Source organism: Hymenobacter jejuensis (genome assembly GCF_006337165.1).
GTDB lineage: Bacteria > Bacteroidota > Bacteroidia > Cytophagales > Hymenobacteraceae > Hymenobacter > Hymenobacter jejuensis.
Genome location: NZ_CP040896.1, coordinates 1789588 through 1806734, shown reverse-complemented (window position 1 = coordinate 1806734; position 17147 = coordinate 1789588). Strand labels below are relative to the sequence as shown.

The following is a 17147-nucleotide window of genomic DNA, read 5'->3' as shown; positions in this document are numbered from 1 at the left end:
CAATGCTTAAAACACAAAAATGGGGCGGAGCGCTTGGCTCAACCCCATTTTGTGTTTGATGGTAAATATCTTATTTACAACTCCTTACGCAGCCGCGCTACCGGAATATTCAGCTGCTCGCGGTATTTGGCCACCGTGCGGCGGGCAATGTTGTAGCCGCGGGCATTGAGCATTTTCTCCAGCTTGTCGTCCGACAGGGGGCGGGCTTTGCTCTCGCCGTCGATGATTTCCTTCAGGATGTGTTTCACCTCGCGCGACGAGGCATCCTCGCCCGAATCGGTGGCGATGCCTTCGGAGAAGAAGTATTTCAGCGGGTAAATGCCAAACTCGGTTTGCACCGATTTGGAGTTGGCCACGCGGCTCACCGTCGAGATGTCCATGCCAATTTCCTGGGCAATGTCCTTCAAAATCATGGGCCTGAGCTTGCTCTCGTCGCCTTCCAGGAAGAACTCGTGCTGGTAGCGCACAATCGAATCCATGGTGCGCAACAGGGTCTGTTGACGCTGCCGGATGGCGTCGATAAACCATTTGGCTGAATCGAGTTTTTGCTTAACGAAGGTCACGGCCTCCTTCATTTTCTTGTCCTTCTTCGACGCCTTATCGTAGGCCTGAAACATCTCGGTATACGCCGGCGAGACTCGCAAATCGGGGGCGTTGCGCGAGTTCAGCGTCAGGTTAAACTGCCCGTTTTCGAGGGTTAGGATGAAGTCAGGAATGATGTATTGGACCTTGCCCATGCCCATCGGACCGGTACCGCCGGGCTTGGGGTTGAGCTTGAGAATCAGGGCAATAGCTTCTTTGATTTCTTCGTCTTCCAGGTCCAGCTTTTGCTGAATGCGCTGGTAGTGCTTCTTCGTAAACTCGTCGTAGCACTCGTTGAGAATACGCTCGGCGGCTTCCGTAATTTCTTCCTGCGGACGCCGCTCGAGTTGCAGCAGCAAGCACTCCTGCAAGTCGCGGGCGGCAATGCCCGGCGGATCGAACGATTGCACCAAATGCAGCACAGCTTCTATTTCGGCCGTGGTAGCTTCGATGTTCTGCGAAAAAGCCAGGTCGTTGGCAATGGCCGACAAATCGCGCCGGATGTAGCCGTCGTTGTCAATAGAGCCAATTAGCTGACGACCAATGGCTTCCTGCTTTTCGTCTAAGTCGGCAAAGCCCAGCTGGTCCAGCAGCGAATCCATGAGCGAAGCGCCTGTGTCGGCCAATGGCATTTCGCGGTCGTCGTCGGGCTCGCCCGGGCCATCGCCCTGCATTTTGTAGCCCGCGATTTCGTCGTCGTTGAGGTAGTCGCCTAGGTCAAGGTCTTCGCTGTCCTTGGAGTCGGGCGTGTCGTCGGCGATGGGTATTTCTATTTCGGGTTGCTCTTCGGCACGCTCGTCGAAGTCTTCGTCGAGTGTGTTGTCGTCGTTGTCAAATTCCGCGTCGGGGTCGTTGTCGAAATCTTCGTCGCTGTCGTCGGAGTCGTCGCGTTCCTGCTCTTCGAATTCCTCATCGTTGTCTTCTCCCTCTTCCAACGCCGGATTAACTTCCAGCTCTTCTTTGATGCGCGCCTCCAACTCTGCCGTCGGAATTTGCAGCAGCTTAATGAATTGTATTTGTTGAGGCGACAGCTTCTGCGAGAGAAGCTGCTTCATATCCAGTCGTTGCATACTCCAAAAACGCGTACGCCCCGCCAAAGACTGACGGGGTTTTACTTCAAATATAAGCCCTTTCTCTACTTGGGTTTCGGTAAAAAAGTTTGGCATTGGGCGAAAGAGCAACTCCCTTGCTTGGGTGGGCGGGTGACACAACTCTGACTCCGCTTTTTTCCTTTCTCGCCGCTTTTCAAAACTCCTACCTTTGCGGCTTCGAATTTCCATTCAAAAGTAAAATCCGATGTCCCTCAGAAGGTCGAGCGTGCAGGAACTGCTTCGCAGCCAGGAACTGGAGCGCGAAGTATTGGTAAAAGGCTGGGTGCGTACGCGCCGCGGCAATAAATACGTGCAGTTCATTGCCGTCAACGACGGCTCTACCATCCATAATCTACAGGTAGTAGCCGACGCGGAGAAATTTCCGGAAGAAACCCTGAAGGACGTCGCAACCGGTGCCTGCGTGGCCGTGCGAGGCCAGCTTGTAGCCTCGCAAGGCAAAGGCCAAACGGTTGAAATACAAGCAATTGATATTGAGGTACTTGGCAAAGCCGACCCCGAAACGTATCCGTTGCAGAAGAAAGGCCACTCGCTGGAGTTTTTGCGCGAGATTGCCCATCTGCGCCCGCGTACCAACACCTTTGGGGCCGTGTTGCGCGTGCGCCATGCCTTGGCGTTTGCCATTCACCAGTACTTCAACGACCACGGCTTCTACTACGTGCACACGCCCATCATCACCGGCTCCGACGCCGAGGGTGCGGGCCAGATGTTCCGCGTAACCACGTTGCCCCCCGAGCATCCGCCGCGCACCGCCGACGGCTCGGTAGACTATAAAGAGGACTTCTTTGGGAAGCAGACAAACCTGACCGTTTCAGGCCAGCTGGAAGGCGAAATTGCGGCGTTGGCGCTGGGCAAGGTGTACACGTTCGGGCCTACTTTCCGGGCCGAAAATTCCAACACGGCGCGCCACCTGGCCGAGTTCTGGATGATTGAGCCGGAGATGGCGTTCTACGACTTGCAGGACAACATGGACTTGGCCGAGGATTTCCTCAAGAGCCTCGTGCGCTACGCTCTGGAGAAATGCCCGGACGACTTGCAGTTTCTCAACGATCAGTACGACAAGGAGTTACTGGGTCGCTTGCAGTTTGTGGTCGACAACGGTTTCCAGCGCCTTACCTACACCGAGGCCGTTGAGATTCTGAAAGGAGCCAAGCAGAAGTTTGAGTTTCCCGTTGATTGGGGCACCGATTTGCAGAGCGAGCACGAGCGCTACCTAGTCGAGAAGCACTTTAAAAAGCCCGTCATCCTGACCGACTACCCAAAGGATATCAAGGCTTTCTACATGAAGCTCAACGACGACAACCGCACGGTGCGCGCCATGGACGTCCTGTTTCCCGGCATTGGCGAAATCATCGGGGGTTCGCAGCGTGAAGAAAACCTGGAAAAGCTTCAGGCGCGCATGGCCCAGATGAATGTGCCCGAAGAAGAGCTCTGGTGGTACCTCGACCTGCGCCGTTTCGGCTCGGCCCCGCACGCTGGCTTCGGGCTGGGCTTCGAGCGCTTGGTACTCTTTGTAACGGGCATGGCCAACATCCGCGACGTGATTCCTTTCCCGCGCTTCCCGAAGAACGCTGAATTTTAATTGCCTGATTGTGAATTAGTTAAGAAAAAGGCAACTTCATATGAAGTTGCCTTTTTTGTTAGCAATACTCGCGCAACTCTTTGTCGTCCACGGCCACTATGGCGTCGAGGCGCAACTCGAAGCCGTCTTCCAAGCGCAAATACTCGACCTTGTTTTTGATGAACAGATCGGCGATGATGCCGTGATAAGTACTAGGCGGCGTGTCTGCTTCGGTGCGGTAGGTGAGGGTGCAGGGTTGGCGCTGGGTGGCGCGGGCTTCTAGCTCATCGTAGAAGCTGCAGCTGATGGGTTTGTAGTCGGCGGTCATACTAGATCTATACGAAAAAAGCCCTGCGTCAGCTAACGCAGGGCTTTTTAATCAATTAGGGCGAAGCCTACCGGCCGCGGCCGTAACGGCCTTGGCTGTTGCGGCCTTCGTTGTTGCCGCGACCATTGCCGTTGTTACCGTTGCCGCGGTCATACCCACCGTTTTCACGGCCGTATCCGTTGCCGTTGTTGCCACGGTCGTTGTCCCGATGACGATCATAGTCGGGGCGTGGGCTACTGTAATTGCCGCCGTAGTTGCCACTGCGGCCATACTGCTCACGGTATTGGGCACGAGGCTGATTATAGTAACCACCTCTGGCTGCACCATAATAAGGTTGGGCTACCACCACACGCGGTTGGCCGTAACCATAAGCATACCCCGAGCGGTAGCGCAGCCGGTGATCGCGGATATAGCCCCAAGGCTGTGCCCCGATGTAGTCGATGACTACCGGGTGAAACTGGTAAGGATCATACCCTTGGTAGGCAACCGGCAACTGATACGAGCGCAGCCAGTTTACCCCGTCGAAGAACACGTACGACCGATCGTAGAGGTCGTAGTAAGCGTCGATTTCAGGGATGTAATAGTATTGAGCGTTGGAGCGCACCGGCGGGCCCCAACCCGGTGTTTGGATATTTATGCTGACCTGGGCTTGCGCCGGGGCCGCTACACCCGCCAGCAGCAGTCCCAGCAAGAGTACCACCGCGGATTTGGAGAACAATTTCATGGCTTGAGGGTGAGATGAACTAGTTGTAACGCTACATATGCAATAAAAGCGCCAATTTATTGGCTTTTTTTACGCATACGGGGCTTAGACAGCGTTTGGGAACAAAGGTTTAATGGTCTAGTAACCAATGTATTGCAAAAGTGATTTAACTGTTTTTGCGGCGGCTTAAGCCAGAATATCACGCTTGCAGCGCGTCTTGGCAACACCAGTGGCTAAGAGCAGAACGTTTCAGACGCGGGGTACCATATCAAGCTGGCGGCGAAAGGACACAAATAGCGGATGCCCGTCCAAAATCAGGGCAATGGCAGTTCCCACAATAGGCCCGGCCAGCAGTAGCATTCGGCTGATGTCGGCCGATAAGAGAACTTGGGCAAAGACAACTCCCAAAAACCACGGCGCACTGGGGTGTAGTTGCGCGGCCCAAGTGCGAATGCTTGCTCTGCCGCCTGTGAGTCCGCCAAGAAGAATGAGATTGAACCCACCGAACACGCTCACTGCCGCCAATAGCCCGGTCATAGAGGTAAGCATGCGCAGGCGATAAAAGGCGCGGATAGCATGGTGCAGCAGCAGGTTTGCTTGCGGCTTGAGAAGCGGCGAAAGAGGCAACAGCGCATCCATTGCGAAGTGGAGCCCGGCTGCCAGTAGCGTTGCCACAACCACCGCGACGAGGCGTTGCGACCACGGCACAAAATTTCCGTAGTACACGGCAATGGGCAGAAACAGCCCCAGCGGTTCCTTGACCACTAACGAAGCGGCGATAGATGCCAATAGGAAAGGGCGCGAGCGCGCCACGAGCGCATAAAACAGCGTTGCCTCTACCAGCCCCGCCGGGCTATCCACCAACGCCAGCCCTGTGATATACGTCATGGAGCCGCTGGTCATTACAGCCACCATGCCCAGCAAGGCTGCAAAAGAAGTAGCGCCATGCATTTTTGCGATGCGGTAAAGCAGCAGCCCTGTGAGCGCCGCGAAAGTCGTATTCAGGATAAAAAAGCTAACTCCCAATGGCAGAGACAATTGCGATACACCGCGAAAGCGCTGCAAAAGACTAAGCACTTCGGCTACTCCGCGGGCCAACGCCGGGAGCAGAATCCGGTAACGGTGTACAGTGGGCACCAAGGCGAACTCGCCCCGCGCCATGCGTAAGTAGTTTTGCTCGTCGCTGGCAAACTCAGGCCTATGGTTGACGAGCAGCAAATAGGCATTGCTTGCTACCAGCGAGAACGCCAGTAGAAAAACAAACAGCTGCGGTCGCCTGCGAAGAAGTTGTATCATGACCAAGCCGTTGATTGCCGCAATGATACGGCGGTGCCGGCGTTCTCTGTCCACCCAAACGCAAACAGGCTCGCCGTTGCGGGCGAGCCTGGTTATAATGTTATCAGAAGAAAAAGGCTAGTGCTTGCCGTGGCCTTTGCCATTTCCGTTACCGTGCCCTTTGCCGCCTTGCTGCTCTTGGTACACGGGCACTGCATATACAGCGCTGCTTCTCAGCTTCTTGGCTTGCCCAGGAGGCATGCCGTGCGGATGACCGCCTTTCGGGTATTTTACTTTGTATTCGTTGATGCGCACCCAAGGCTGAGCCCCCACGTAATCGATAATGACCGGGTGAAAGGTGTTGGGATTGTAGCCGTTAAGCGACGCCACGCGCATCCAGCGGCCGTCGCGTTGGTACACGTAGTTCTGCGCGCGCAGGTCGTAATAGCCCTCTACTTCCGGGATATAATAGTATTGCACATTGCTCGAGGTCACGGGCGGGCCCCACGATGGCGTATTGATGTTGATGTTGATCTGGGCTTGGGCTGGGGCCGAAGCACCAAGTAAAAACAAGCCAAACAAGCCGGAAAGAACAATTTTAGGAACGAGTTTCATGCTGAAAGCTTTGGAAAGGTGACGAAGCCCAGCCAGTTGCAAGAACAAGGCCAACTAGCATCTTGCCGATGGGTCAGCCCCTGCTCCAGATTGTCTGGTAGAATTTGCATCGGAAGGGACAAATCGGCGGCCTTCCGTGTTGTACCCCATCTGCCCGGAACAACGTCCGGTGGGCTAGCCTCCGATTCAGCACTAAAAGCACTGGCAAATAAGCTATTCGGGGTAGCCAAAGGAGCGCGTTTTGCGTACCTTTGCGGACTTATTCGCTTCGCACTGCATGGCCAAGAAAACAACTGCCGCTCTCAAGTCCATTTCTCAACCGGTTGCGCTTGCACCCTCTTCCAATGGCCATGCCACGGATGTGGAAGCCCCTTATATTGAGGTATATGGCGCTCGCGAGCACAACCTGAAGAACGTGTCCGTTCAGATTCCGCGTGGCAAGCTGGTGGTATTTACAGGCATTTCGGGTTCTGGCAAATCGTCGCTGGCATTCGATACGATTTATGCCGAAGGACAACGTCGCTACATGGAGACGTTTTCGGCCTACGCACGCTCCTTCATGGGCGGCCTAGAGCGCCCCGACGTCGATAAGATTGAGGGTCTGTCGCCGGTGATCAGCATCGAGCAGAAAACCACCTCGCGCAACCCGCGCTCCACGGTGGGCACTATTACCGAGATCTACGACTTTCTGCGCTTGCTTTATGCCCGCACAGCCGAAGCGTTTAGCTACGCCACGGGCAAAAAGATGATCCGGCAGAGCGACGAGCAGATCATTAATTACATCCTCAAGCACTTCGCCGACCGCAAGCTGGTGGTGCTCGCCCCCATTGTGAAAGGGCGCAAAGGCCACTACCGCGAACTCTTCCAACAGGTTGCTAAACTGGGCTTTACGAAAGTGCGCGTCGATGGCGAACTGCTCGACATCACGGCCAAAATGCAGGTTGACCGCTACAAGATTCATGATATTGAGATCGTCATCGACCGGCTGAAGGTGACGGCCGAAGATCGGTTCCGCCTGTCGGGCTCGGTGCAAAATGCTCTGACCCACGGCAAAGGCACCATGTTGGTACTCGACCCCGACTCAAAGAAAACGCAGTTCTTCTCGCGCTTTCTCATGGACCCGACCACCGGCATTGCCTACGACGATCCGGCGCCAAACACGTTCTCGTTCAACTCACCCTACGGCGCGTGCCCAACCTGCAACGGTTTAGGCGAGGTGCAGGAGATCACGGAGGAAACCGTAATGCCGGATAAGAGGCTGAGCATCAGCCGCGGCGGTATTGCGCCGCTGGGCGAGTACCGCGACATCTGGATTTTTCAGCAGCTACAGCTTATTCTGAAAAAGAACAAAGCCAGCCTCTCGACGCCGATCGAAAAGCTGCCCGAAGACTTAGTGCAACGTCTGCTCTACGGCATTCCGGAAGAGGAAGACGCCGACCCGAAAAAGGCCAATTACATCGAGCCCTTCGAGGGAATTATTCCGTTTCTGCGCCGCCAGATGGATTCCGACTCCGACAATATTCGGGAGTGGATCCAGCAATACACGCAGGCCAAGGAGTGCCCCGAGTGCCACGGCTACCGTCTGAAGCGCGAGTCGCTGCACTTTAAAATTGCGGACAAAAACATCGGCGAGTTGTCGGTGATGGACATTAAAGAGCTGAGCAACTGGTTTGAAGACTTGGAAAGCCGCCTGTCGGATCGTCAGAACCTGATTGCCCGCGAGCTGCTCAAAGAGATTCGCAAGCGCATCGGCTTCCTGCTCGAAGTGGGCCTGGAATACCTCGATTTGCACCGCTCCGTCCGGACTTTGAGCGGCGGCGAGTCGCAGCGTATTCGCTTGGCCACCCAGATTGGTACCCAACTGGTTGGCGTGCTTTACATCATGGACGAACCCAGTATTGGTTTGCATCAGCGTGATAATGAGCGCCTTATAAAGGCCCTGCAACACCTGCGCGACATTGGAAACTCCGTGATTGTGGTGGAGCACGACAAGGACATGATCATGCATGCCGACTACGTGCTGGATATTGGTCCTGGCGCGGGCGTGCACGGCGGTCACATTGTGGCACACGGGTCACCCACGGAGATTTTCGAGTCGGGTAGCCTCACGTCGCAGTATCTGAGCGGGGCCAAGCACATTGAGCTGCGCAAGAAAAAGCGCAAAGGCGAAGGCGGCGAATTGGTGCTGAAAGGTGCCAAAGGCCACAACCTGAAAAACGTAACAGCCAGGTTTCCGCTCGGCAAGTTCATCGCCGTGACGGGCGTATCGGGTTCGGGCAAGTCGTCGCTGATTCACGACACGCTGTATCCAATTCTGAATCAGTACTTTTTCAACGCCAAGCGCGATCCGCTGCCCTATCTAAGTATTGAAGGTCTGGATCTTATCGATAAAGTAATTGAGGTCGATCAGTCGCCGATCGGTCGGACGCCGCGTTCCAACCCGGCGACCTATACCGGTGTCTTTACCGAGATTCGGCAGCTGTTTGCTTCGTTGCCCGAAGCCAAAATCCGGGGCTACGGGCCCGGCCGGTTCTCGTTCAACGTGAAGGGCGGACGCTGCGAAACCTGCGAAGGAGCTGGCATGCGCACCATCGAAATGAACTTCCTGCCCGACGTACACGTGCCCTGCGAAACCTGCAAAGGCCGCCGCTACAACCGCGAAACGCTGGAAGTACGCTTCAAAGGCAAGAGCATCACTGATATACTCGACATGACCGTTGAGAAAGCCGTGGAGTATTTTGAAAATCAGCCGCGAATCATTCGTAAGATTCAGGTGCTCAATGAAGTAGGCTTGGGCTACCTAACTTTGGGTCAGCAGGCTACCACGCTTTCCGGCGGCGAAGCCCAACGCGTGAAGCTGGCCACCGAGCTCGGCAAGAAAGACACCGGCAAGACCTTCTACATCCTCGACGAGCCCACTACCGGCCTGCACTTCGAGGACATACGGTTGTTGGCCGATGTGCTGCAAAAGTTGGCCGACAAGGGCAACACCGTTCTCATCATTGAGCACAACCTCGACCTAATCAAAGTCGCCGACCACGTCATCGATTTGGGGCCGGAAGGCGGCGGGGGCGGCGGCACCATCGTGGCCCAGGGCACGCCGGAGCAGGTAGCCAAGCTGAAGAAAGGCTACACCGGTAAGTTTTTGGCAGATGAATTGAAAACCAGCAAGTACGCCGAAGAAACCGCGGCCTAGCCTGTAATTCACTAAATAAAAAGGCCCTTCGCGTAGCGTGAAGGGCCTTTTTATTTATGCTGCTAACCCACTGGTTATTTGATGATTGTATACCTGCGCTTGGCGATTGTAACGTCGGCGGACGTAGATGCTAAAAAGTGGGAAAAGCACCATCGGGAGCATCCGTAGCATAAAGCCCGGAAGTACATAGGCCAGCAGTATGCTGAGCAAAAATACCGCAGGCGACATCAAGGGCCGTGCTAAGTCCAGATCTGGGTGGCCCACTGCCCTTGGCCGCACAATTCCGTTGGCCGGATCGCGGAGGTAAGACTGCAAGCGTACCTGCATAAACCCGGTAAACGCCACGTTGATGCTGTACACAATCCAAGGCGTTTTCAGGTTGACGTATTCGCTCTGAAAAGCCGTAGTGAAAGGCATAACCACAATGCTCAGCAGGAATAGGATATTGATCCAGATGAGCTTGCTATCGTAGCTATGCACGAAGCGAAAAATGCGGTGATGGGCCACCCAATAAATCGCAATGATGAAGAAGCCGATAAAGAAACCTACAAACTTCGGCGTTATGCGGAACAGCGCGCCTAGGGCCTCCTGCTCGGTCGGGTGGTGCATCTCCGGCACCTTTATCTCAATGATTAGCAGCGTGATAGCAATGGCAAATACGGCATCCGTAAACAAGATCATCCGCTCGACCTGAAACTCCATGCGATCGTCTTGCTGGAGCGGTAGTCTTTCGTCGGAGTGGCTCATGGGGCACGCTGCGACCGCGGGAAGGTGCGCCGCAATCGGTCTAAATATAGAAGGTAGCACCTGCACTGAACAAGAAGTAGCAAACGCTACGCAAACAAAAAGCCGCCTCCGGTTACCGGAGGCGGCTTTTTGTAAGATATTGACTAAAAGACGCTTACATTTTCATGTTGCTGTCCTTCTTGGCCATATCGGTGTGCTGCTGAATGACAGGCAAAGTCTTGGACGCAAACGCCTTAGCGTCAGCATCTTTGCCATTCTTGATTTCGCTCTGAAACAGCGCTACCGTTTTCACGTGGTCCGTTACCATTTGGTCCATGTACGCTTTCTCGAATTCCTTACCCGAAAGCTTGGTCATGTTGTCGCGGATGGTTTTGTGCTCGGCATCCATGTCGCCAGACAGCTTCACATTCTTCTTTTGCGCAATGGGCTTTAGTTCGGCGCCGGCTTTGGTATGGTCGGCAATCATTTTGTCGGCATAGGTTTTGGCCTCGCCGGTTACGCCTTTCGACAGGGCCAATTTGCTGAGTCCGATTTCGTTATGCCCGCCTTCGTCGGCTTTCATCATAAACTCCGCATCGGTCATGGGAGCCATGTTGGCGTTCATATCGGCAGGGGCCGTGCTCGAGTTCATGGCCGAGGCCTTGCTGGTATCGGCACCGGCTGGCATGCTGGCGGCAGACGTGTCGCCGTTGGTGGCGCTGTTCATGTAGTTGTCGCCCGCGTTGCCGCCGGCCGTGTTGGCATCTTCGGTTTTGCCGCTATTGGAGCTACACGCGCCGAGGGCTAGCATACCCGCACACAGCAGGCTAAGGGTGGTGATTTTCATAGTGAGAGAATTTTGGGTTTGGTTTGGTAGTAGGAGAGAGAGAAAAGAGTAGTATAAAATACTCTGTAACGTATTGATAGATAATTAGTTACTTTCGAGCTTCGACGGCATCTTTCATTTTGTTGGCCATGTCGAGATGATGCTGTAGCACCGGTACGTTTTTGGTGGCGAAAGCTTTGATCTCCGGATCGGTGGCTTTTTGGGAAGCTTCCGTGAATTCCTTCACGTCCTCTTCGTGGTCTTTCACCATTTCCTTGAGGTATTCCTTGTCCATGTCCGCGCCTTTTTTGCCCGTAACATCTTCATACACTTTGCGATGGTCGTCGCCGAGAGCGGTAGGAAGCGTGATGTTTTTGCGGGCAGCAATGGCCTTCAACTCGGTGTTGGATTTGGTATGGTCTTTTACCATCATCTGACCAAATTGCTTGCCTTCGGTCGTAGCGCCTTTCGCGGCTACGGCGGTACCGAGCTCCACCTCCAGCATACCACCGCTGGCCGCTTTGGTCATGAATTCCGAATCGAAGTTCTTGTCGTCCTCCACTGCCGGCGGCGTGTTAGGCTGGGCAGCGGTTTTGGCTTCGTTTTCCTTCTGTGCAGTATCAACCGCGTCCTGGCGTGATGAGCAACTGCTGCCACCGAGCAGCAAAACCAGCCCGAGGAAACCATAAGCAAAGTATTTCATGGTAAGAGCTTAGTAGAAAGATAGTTGTGTAAAATCCAGCAGCGCTATTTCTTCATGGCGCTGGTGCTATCGGCCGCAGCGGCCGAATCGGCATCAACCGTCACATTGGCGCCCGCGTCGTTGTCGATCACAGTCGCGTCGGCTTTTACGCCCCCTTCGGCAGCGGCCGAATCTATGTTGGTCACGGCTTCGCCAGCCGTGCCATCGGTGCGTTTTTCGGCATTGTTGCAACCCGTAAGGGCCAAGGCCGCCGCCAAAGGCAGCGCAAACAAAAAGCGAGTTTTCATAAGATTGTGTAAGGTGTTGATAATGAATTAATTATGTTTTAAGGAAGTTTTTCGACTTGGTCTTTCAACTCTTTGGCTTGGTTAAGATGGTCTTTTAGCGTGGGCAGGTATTTGGCCGCAAACCCGCGGATGTCGCCGTCGTAAGCGTCGTCGCTCATGTCGTCGAATGCATCCACGTCTTTCTCGTGGGCGCTCACCAGCAGGTCCATTACTTTTTTATCGAATTGGGTGCCCGTCAGGCCGGCGGCGTCGCGATACTGCGACTGCTGATCTTCGCTCATGCCCGTCGGCAGCACGATGCCCTTACGGCTAGCCAGCGCCTGCAAGGCGCCGCTCAGCTCGTTGTGTTGGGTCAGCAACTGTTGGGAAAACGTTTTGAGGCCGGGCGTGGCGGCTTTTTGCTGGGCTAGCTTAGCTAGTTCCGTTTCCAGCATGCCAGAGCTGGCCGTCGTGACCATGAATTCCGCGTCGTGCTCCTGCTTGTCCGTGATGGCTTCATCGCGGATGCGCTTTTCGTTCTGAAACTTGGCCTCCGCGACGGGGTCCTTCTTGCTGGCATCGGGCGAACAAGCATTGGCAGCCAAGAGCAGTACTACAACCGGAACAACATGACGAGCGAGGCGCATAAACCAAGGTAATTAGACAGCAATGTCGCTGGGTAGTAGGGAACTATACGGCGGCATGGGTCAGTGGTTTACTTCGAGTCCGGTTTGGGCATCCTAAGAAGCCTTGCCTGTTTCGATCGCACCCGCATCAATTATGCAGTTGCCCCGCGGCATCACCTTATAGCAAGCTGTTATTGCTTGCTGTTGGGTTCAAGAATTGTTTTGTTGTATATTATATTGATTATCAAATGTTTATAATAAAATGGCTACGATCGTTAACACAAAAAAGGCTGCTGATTGCTCAGCGGCCTTTCGGATTGGGTGTCTGGTAACAAGCAGGCATTATTCGCCTTTAAACACGGGCTTGCGTTTTTCGGAAAATGCGGTTACGCCTTCCTTGTAATCTGCCGATTCGCCGGCAATCTGTTGGCAATAAGCCTCGTAATCAAGCATTTCGTCCAGCGAAGCAGCGCCGGCTTTGTTCAACATCTGCTTAATCAGGCCGATGGATTTGGTGGGCGCGGCAGCATAGCGCGCGGCCAGCGCCGCCACGGCAGCGTCCAGCTCCTCGGGAGCCACGACTTGGTTTACAAGGCCCAGCCGGAGCGCTTCTTCGGCCGTAACCTTCGAGCCCAAGGTGCAGAGCTCAAACGCTTTCAGGGTGCCCACAAGGCGCGGCAAAAAATACGACGAGCCCGAGTCGGGTACCAAGCCAATATTGATAAATACCTCAATAAGAGAGGCTTCTGTAGAGGCAATCAGCGCATCGCAGGCCAACGCCAGCGAGCAGCCCGCGCCCGCCGCCACCCCGTTGAGGCGCCCGATAATGGGTTTGGGTAAATTGCGCATCGCCCGAATGATAGGGTTGTAGCGCTTGTGCAGCGAGTCGTAGAAGGAGCGCTTCTCGTCGCCTTGAGCCGCTTTCAGATCTTGGCCCGAGCAGAAGGCGCGCCCGGCCCCCGTGAGCACTACCGCGCGCACCGACGCATCGCGGGCTACTTGCTTCAGGGCATCCTGTAGCTCATAGCTCTGCGGATCGTTGAAAGCATTAAAAACGTCGGGCCGGTTGAGGGTAATGGTGGCTACAGCGTCGCGCACGTCGTAGAGCAGGCAGGTATACATAAGGGCAAAAGTTGGCGGGTGGAAAACGGGTGGAAACGCTGAAAGGTACTCGGAACGCCCGGAACCGCGGCGAAACGCCCAGGCTAATCGGCGGTTTGGCGGGCGCGCATCAGGGCTTCGGCGAGTACCAAATCTTCGGGCGTAGTTATTTTGATATTGCTATAATCTCCTGCTACCAAATGAATTGTGTGAAGGTCTTCCACTACGCTGGCGTCGTCGGTGAAGGTAGGCAACTCGGGCAGCTCGTAAGCCCGACGCAGTAGATTCAGCTCGAAGCACTGGGGCGTTTGAACTAGTCGCAGCCGCGATCGGTCCATGGCGTACGAGCCTTCTTTGGAGAGCCCCCGCACCGAATCCTTGGGGGCGACGGCCGCAATGGCTGCTCCGTGCTCAGCCGCGGCCGCGTATGTGTTCTCAATAATAGTCGTCGATGCCAAGGGCCGAACGCCGTCGTGTACCGCCACAATTCCTTCTGTAGGCTCACTCAGGAACTTCAGCCCATTACGCACCGATGCCCAGCGTGTCACGCCCCCGGCCACCACCGTATGTGGAATCGAAATCCCATGCTGCGCACAGAGCTGGTGCCAAGTCGTAAACTGGTTGGCCGGGAGCACCACCACGCACTGCTGCACCTGCAACACCGACTCGGTGAAGCGCCGCAACGTATGCAGAAGCACTGGCTCGCCCAGCAGTTCCATAAATTGCTTGGGTCGGTCGGCGCCCATGCGTGTGCCGCTGCCGCCTGCTACCAAGATGGCAAATCGGGGAAGCGTCGGTCCTTTGCTCGTGCTCATAAACCAGGAAACTGCTTGGTATCTGACAATAAAAAAGCCCGGCAAATGTACCGGGCTTTTAAGAGTGTACGGAGACTTTTTTCCAGCCAAGAGCCAGGCAAAGCACTACGCTGCCAATTACAGAATCAGCATGGCGTCGCCGTAGCTGAAGAACTTGTATTTCTCTTTGATCGCTGTTTGATACGCTTCAATCAGGAAATCGTGACCCGCAAATGCCGAAGCCAGCATCATCAGCGTGCTTTCGGGCATGTGGAAGTTTGTGAGCAGCGTATTCGCGATTTTGAATTCGTGAGGCGGGAAGATGAATTTGTCGGTCCAGCCTTCGTTGGCCTTCAGACGGCTGTTGGCCGATACCGACGACTCCAGCGCCCGCATCGAGGTAGTACCCACGGCGCACACACGCTTTTTGGCATCCAAAGCCCGGTTCACCACCACTGCCGATTCGGCCGGTACGATGAAGTTCTCCGAGTCCATTTTGTGCTTGGTCAGGTCTTCCACATCCACGGGGCGGAACGTGCCCAAGCCTACATGCAATGTAACTGGTACCATGTCTACCCCCTTGATTTCCAGGCGTTTAATAACCTCACGCGTGAAGTGAAGGCCCGCCGAAGGGGCTGCCACGGCACCTGTGTGCTTGGCATAGATGGTCTGGTAACGGTCTTTGTCGGCGGGCTCAGCATCGCGGGTGATGGCTTCCCGGGGTAGGGGCGTCTCGCCTAGGTCGTGCAGCGCTTTGTAAAACTCCTCGTCGGAGCCGTCGAACAGAAACTTGATGGTCCGGCCGCGCGAGGTAGTGTTGTCGATCACTTCCGCCACCATGTCGCTTTCGCCGAAATAGAGCTTGTTGCCAACCCGAATCTTACGGGCCGGATCAACGAGCACATCCCACAGGTGAATTTCCTTGTTCAGCTCGCGCAACAGGAAAACTTCAATCTTGGCGCCGGTTTTTTCCTTGTTGCCATAGAGGCGTGCCGGAAACACTTTGGTATCGTTGACAACGAAAACATCGCCTTCGTCGAAATATTCAATGATGTCCTTGAAGACACGGTGCTCAATCTTGCCACTGTCGCGGTGCAACACCATCAGACGCGATTCGTCGCGATTTTTGGCGGGATGCTGTGCTAGCAGGCTCTCAGGCAAGTCAAATTTGAACTCGGACAGTTTCATGGGACAGTTTGGGCAATAGGTGGGGAACCTAATGAAAAATTTGAGGGTGCGAAAGTACGGACATTGGCCGGATAAATCGTTACTTTTCGCCCGAAATCGGCTTGAATAGCTAAATGGTTGATAACTAGGTGCCTACTCGTTAGGGCACTGTTTTACGCCAGTTGTTTATTGCTCAGTCGTTTAGCCCCAAGCTCATGAAAACTCTGCGTCTGACCCTGGAAAGTTTCCGCTTTGCGTGGCAAGCTCTAAAATCGAATTTGTTGCGTACCATTCTTTCGCTGCTGGGCGTTACGGTGGGTATTTTTGCCATCATTGCCGTGTTTGCGGTGGTCGATTCGCTGGAAGCCAACGTGCGGCAGAGCATGAGCTTTGTAGGCGATAAAGTTATATACGTAGCCAAGTGGCCTTGGGCATTCGGGGGCGATTATCCTTGGTGGAAATATTTTAACCGGCCTGTGCCTTCCGTGCGCGAGTTTCGGGAGCTGCAAAAGAACCTTGGTCCCAATAACAACGGCATTGCCATTTTTGCCAGCACCAGCGGCAATACTTTTAAAGCCGGAAGCAACAGCCTGTCAGACTGCAACTTCCAGGGCGTGACGTTTGACTTCCGCAAGGTGTCGGATGTGCCTATTGCCGAAGGGCGCTATTTTACACCCCAAGAAATCGAGTCGGCCCGCAACGTGGCTGTGGTCGGGGCCGATATCGCACAAAACTTGTTTCCTAATGGTACAGCGCTGGGCCGCGAATTCAAATCGCGCGGTCAGAAGTTTATCGTGATTGGGGTGATGCAGAAAGAAGGCAAGAAATTGCTCGATACGCCCAGTAACGACACCAATTGCCTGATTCCGTTTACGTCCTTCACCAAAATGTTTGCCCTCAACACGGGCGGCATGACGGGGGTTACGCCGACTATCGCCGTCAAAGGCCGCGACGAAGATGCCGGCCTGCTCAACCTTGAGTATGAGCTGCAAGGGGTGCTGCGCAACATCCGCGGGCTAAAGCCGCGCGAGGAAGACAACTTTGCCCTGAACCGACCCGAGATGCTGGCCAACGCTATCACCAAGCTGTTTTCGGTAATCGGAGTTGCAGGCGCTGTGATCGGAAGCTTTGCCATGTTGGTAGGCGGTTTCGGTATCGCCAACATCATGTTTGTGTCGGTGAAGGAACGCACCAACATCATCGGCATACAAAAGTCATTGGGCGCCAAGAACTACTTTATCCTGTTCCAATTTTTGTTCGAGGCGATTTTCTTGTGCCTCATCGGTGGAGCGGCGGGCATTTTCCTGGTCTTTCTGATCACGATTATCCCTCAGGATTCCATGCCCTTGTTTCTGTCGGGCGGCAACATCGCGCTGGGGCTGACCGTGTCGGTTGTCATTGGGATGCTGGCGGGCATCATCCCGGCCGTATTGGCCGCCAACATGGACCCCGTAATCGCCATCCGATCGAAGTAGCAGTCAGCGCTTTTTCGCATCCCCGTTCGCTTCCCAAGGCGGTGTAATCCGCGGTCAATTATTTTCTCCGGACTTGTCAGAGTTGGGCGAAGTG

16 protein-coding genes are annotated in these 17147 nt (G+C 54.7%); 3 read left to right on the top strand and 13 right to left on the bottom strand.

What is annotated here, in order from left to right; genetic code table 11:
* Positions 1–74: 74 nt before the first annotated feature.
* Positions 75–1652 (bottom strand): RNA polymerase factor sigma-54, encoded by a 1578-nt coding sequence (rpoN, locus tag FHG12_RS07335; protein WP_139515113.1) that lies wholly within the window; start codon positions 1650–1652, stop codon positions 75–77.
* A 226-nt stretch (positions 1653–1878) separates the two neighbouring features.
* Between rpoN and asnS the strand changes: the two genes are divergently transcribed.
* Entirely contained in the window at positions 1879–3273 is a 1395-nt protein-coding gene (gene asnS, locus FHG12_RS07330) for an asparagine--tRNA ligase (RefSeq protein WP_139515112.1), read from the top strand.
* Positions 3274–3331: 58 nt separating this feature from the next.
* Here the strand turns inward: asnS and FHG12_RS07325 are convergent, their stop codons facing one another.
* From FHG12_RS07325 to FHG12_RS07310, 4 genes are all read right to left on the bottom strand, one after another.
* Positions 3332–3580: a hypothetical protein gene (locus FHG12_RS07325; RefSeq protein WP_139515111.1), complete on the bottom strand. Its 249-nt coding sequence runs from the start codon at positions 3578–3580 to the stop codon at positions 3332–3334.
* Between the two features lie 67 nt (positions 3581–3647).
* Positions 3648–4304, bottom strand: a complete 657-nt coding sequence (locus tag FHG12_RS07320) for a hypothetical protein (RefSeq protein WP_139515110.1) — start codon at positions 4302–4304, stop codon at positions 3648–3650.
* Between the two features lie 228 nt (positions 4305–4532).
* Complete coding sequence (locus FHG12_RS07315) at positions 4533–5579, bottom strand: hypothetical protein (RefSeq protein ID WP_139515109.1); 1047 nt, start codon at positions 5577–5579, stop codon at positions 4533–4535.
* 117 nt (positions 5580–5696) lie between these two features.
* Positions 5697–6173, bottom strand: a complete 477-nt coding sequence (locus FHG12_RS07310; RefSeq protein WP_139515108.1) for a hypothetical protein — start codon at positions 6171–6173, stop codon at positions 5697–5699.
* A 277-nt stretch (positions 6174–6450) separates the two neighbouring features.
* Here FHG12_RS07310 and uvrA point away from each other — a divergent pair, with 277 nt between their 5' ends.
* On the top strand, positions 6451–9369 hold the full coding sequence (gene uvrA / locus FHG12_RS07305) for an excinuclease ABC subunit UvrA (protein ID WP_139515107.1): 2919 nt from the start codon (positions 6451–6453) through the stop codon (positions 9367–9369).
* A gap of 54 nt (positions 9370–9423) precedes the next feature.
* Here the strand turns inward: uvrA and FHG12_RS07300 are convergent, their stop codons facing one another.
* The 8 genes from FHG12_RS07300 to queA form a co-directional block, all read right to left on the bottom strand.
* Complete coding sequence (locus FHG12_RS07300) at positions 9424–10116, bottom strand: TMEM175 family protein (RefSeq protein ID WP_139515106.1); 693 nt, start codon at positions 10114–10116, stop codon at positions 9424–9426.
* A gap of 154 nt (positions 10117–10270) precedes the next feature.
* Positions 10271–10942, bottom strand: coding sequence for a DUF4142 domain-containing protein (locus FHG12_RS07295; protein WP_139515105.1), 672 nt, complete (start codon positions 10940–10942; stop codon positions 10271–10273).
* An 88-nt stretch (positions 10943–11030) separates the two neighbouring features.
* A complete protein-coding gene (locus tag FHG12_RS07290; protein ID WP_139515104.1) occupies positions 11031–11624 on the bottom strand; it encodes a DUF4142 domain-containing protein in 594 nt (197 codons plus the stop codon).
* A gap of 44 nt (positions 11625–11668) precedes the next feature.
* Complete coding sequence (locus FHG12_RS07285) at positions 11669–11911, bottom strand: hypothetical protein (protein WP_139515103.1); 243 nt, start codon at positions 11909–11911, stop codon at positions 11669–11671.
* Between the two features lie 38 nt (positions 11912–11949).
* Complete coding sequence (locus FHG12_RS07280) at positions 11950–12537, bottom strand: DUF4142 domain-containing protein (RefSeq protein WP_139515102.1); 588 nt, start codon at positions 12535–12537, stop codon at positions 11950–11952.
* A gap of 321 nt (positions 12538–12858) precedes the next feature.
* A complete protein-coding gene (locus FHG12_RS07275; RefSeq protein WP_139515101.1) occupies positions 12859–13638 on the bottom strand; it encodes an enoyl-CoA hydratase-related protein in 780 nt (259 codons plus the stop codon).
* A gap of 83 nt (positions 13639–13721) precedes the next feature.
* Positions 13722–14432, bottom strand: coding sequence for a 2-C-methyl-D-erythritol 4-phosphate cytidylyltransferase (locus tag FHG12_RS07270; protein WP_139515100.1), 711 nt, complete (start codon positions 14430–14432; stop codon positions 13722–13724).
* A 117-nt stretch (positions 14433–14549) separates the two neighbouring features.
* The gene (gene queA / locus FHG12_RS07265; RefSeq protein ID WP_139515099.1) at positions 14550–15599 is read right to left on the bottom strand and encodes a tRNA preQ1(34) S-adenosylmethionine ribosyltransferase-isomerase QueA; all 1050 of its coding nucleotides are present in this window, start codon (positions 15597–15599) and stop codon (positions 14550–14552) included.
* Positions 15600–15793: 194 nt separating this feature from the next.
* Here queA and FHG12_RS07260 point away from each other — a divergent pair, with 194 nt between their 5' ends.
* Positions 15794–17053, top strand: a complete 1260-nt coding sequence (locus tag FHG12_RS07260) for an ABC transporter permease (protein ID WP_139515098.1) — start codon at positions 15794–15796, stop codon at positions 17051–17053.
* Positions 17054–17147 lie beyond the last annotated feature (94 nt).

Bases quoted from the DNA above. Each gene is read 5' to 3' on its own strand.
- rpoN (WP_139515113.1), bottom strand. From the start codon at position 1,652: ATGCAACGACTGGATATGAAGCAGCTTCTCTCGCAGAAGCTGTCGCCT.
- asnS (WP_139515112.1), top strand. From the start codon at position 1,879: ATGTCCCTCAGAAGGTCGAGCGTGCAGGAACTGCTTCGCAGCCAGGAA.
- FHG12_RS07325 (WP_139515111.1), bottom strand. From the start codon at position 3,580: ATGACCGCCGACTACAAACCCATCAGCTGCAGCTTCTACGATGAGCTA.
- FHG12_RS07320 (WP_139515110.1), bottom strand. From the start codon at position 4,304: ATGAAATTGTTCTCCAAATCCGCGGTGGTACTCTTGCTGGGACTGCTG.
- FHG12_RS07315 (WP_139515109.1), bottom strand. From the start codon at position 5,579: ATGATACAACTTCTTCGCAGGCGACCGCAGCTGTTTGTTTTTCTACTG.
- FHG12_RS07310 (WP_139515108.1), bottom strand. From the start codon at position 6,173: ATGAAACTCGTTCCTAAAATTGTTCTTTCCGGCTTGTTTGGCTTGTTT.
- uvrA (WP_139515107.1), top strand. From the start codon at position 6,451: ATGGCCAAGAAAACAACTGCCGCTCTCAAGTCCATTTCTCAACCGGTT.
- FHG12_RS07300 (WP_139515106.1), bottom strand. From the start codon at position 10,116: ATGAGCCACTCCGACGAAAGACTACCGCTCCAGCAAGACGATCGCATG.
- FHG12_RS07295 (WP_139515105.1), bottom strand. From the start codon at position 10,942: ATGAAAATCACCACCCTTAGCCTGCTGTGTGCGGGTATGCTAGCCCTC.
- FHG12_RS07290 (WP_139515104.1), bottom strand. From the start codon at position 11,624: ATGAAATACTTTGCTTATGGTTTCCTCGGGCTGGTTTTGCTGCTCGGT.
- FHG12_RS07285 (WP_139515103.1), bottom strand. From the start codon at position 11,911: ATGAAAACTCGCTTTTTGTTTGCGCTGCCTTTGGCGGCGGCCTTGGCC.
- FHG12_RS07280 (WP_139515102.1), bottom strand. From the start codon at position 12,537: ATGCGCCTCGCTCGTCATGTTGTTCCGGTTGTAGTACTGCTCTTGGCT.
- FHG12_RS07275 (WP_139515101.1), bottom strand. From the start codon at position 13,638: ATGTATACCTGCCTGCTCTACGACGTGCGCGACGCTGTAGCCACCATT.
- FHG12_RS07270 (WP_139515100.1), bottom strand. From the start codon at position 14,432: ATGAGCACGAGCAAAGGACCGACGCTTCCCCGATTTGCCATCTTGGTA.
- queA (WP_139515099.1), bottom strand. From the start codon at position 15,599: ATGAAACTGTCCGAGTTCAAATTTGACTTGCCTGAGAGCCTGCTAGCA.
- FHG12_RS07260 (WP_139515098.1), top strand. From the start codon at position 15,794: ATGAAAACTCTGCGTCTGACCCTGGAAAGTTTCCGCTTTGCGTGGCAA.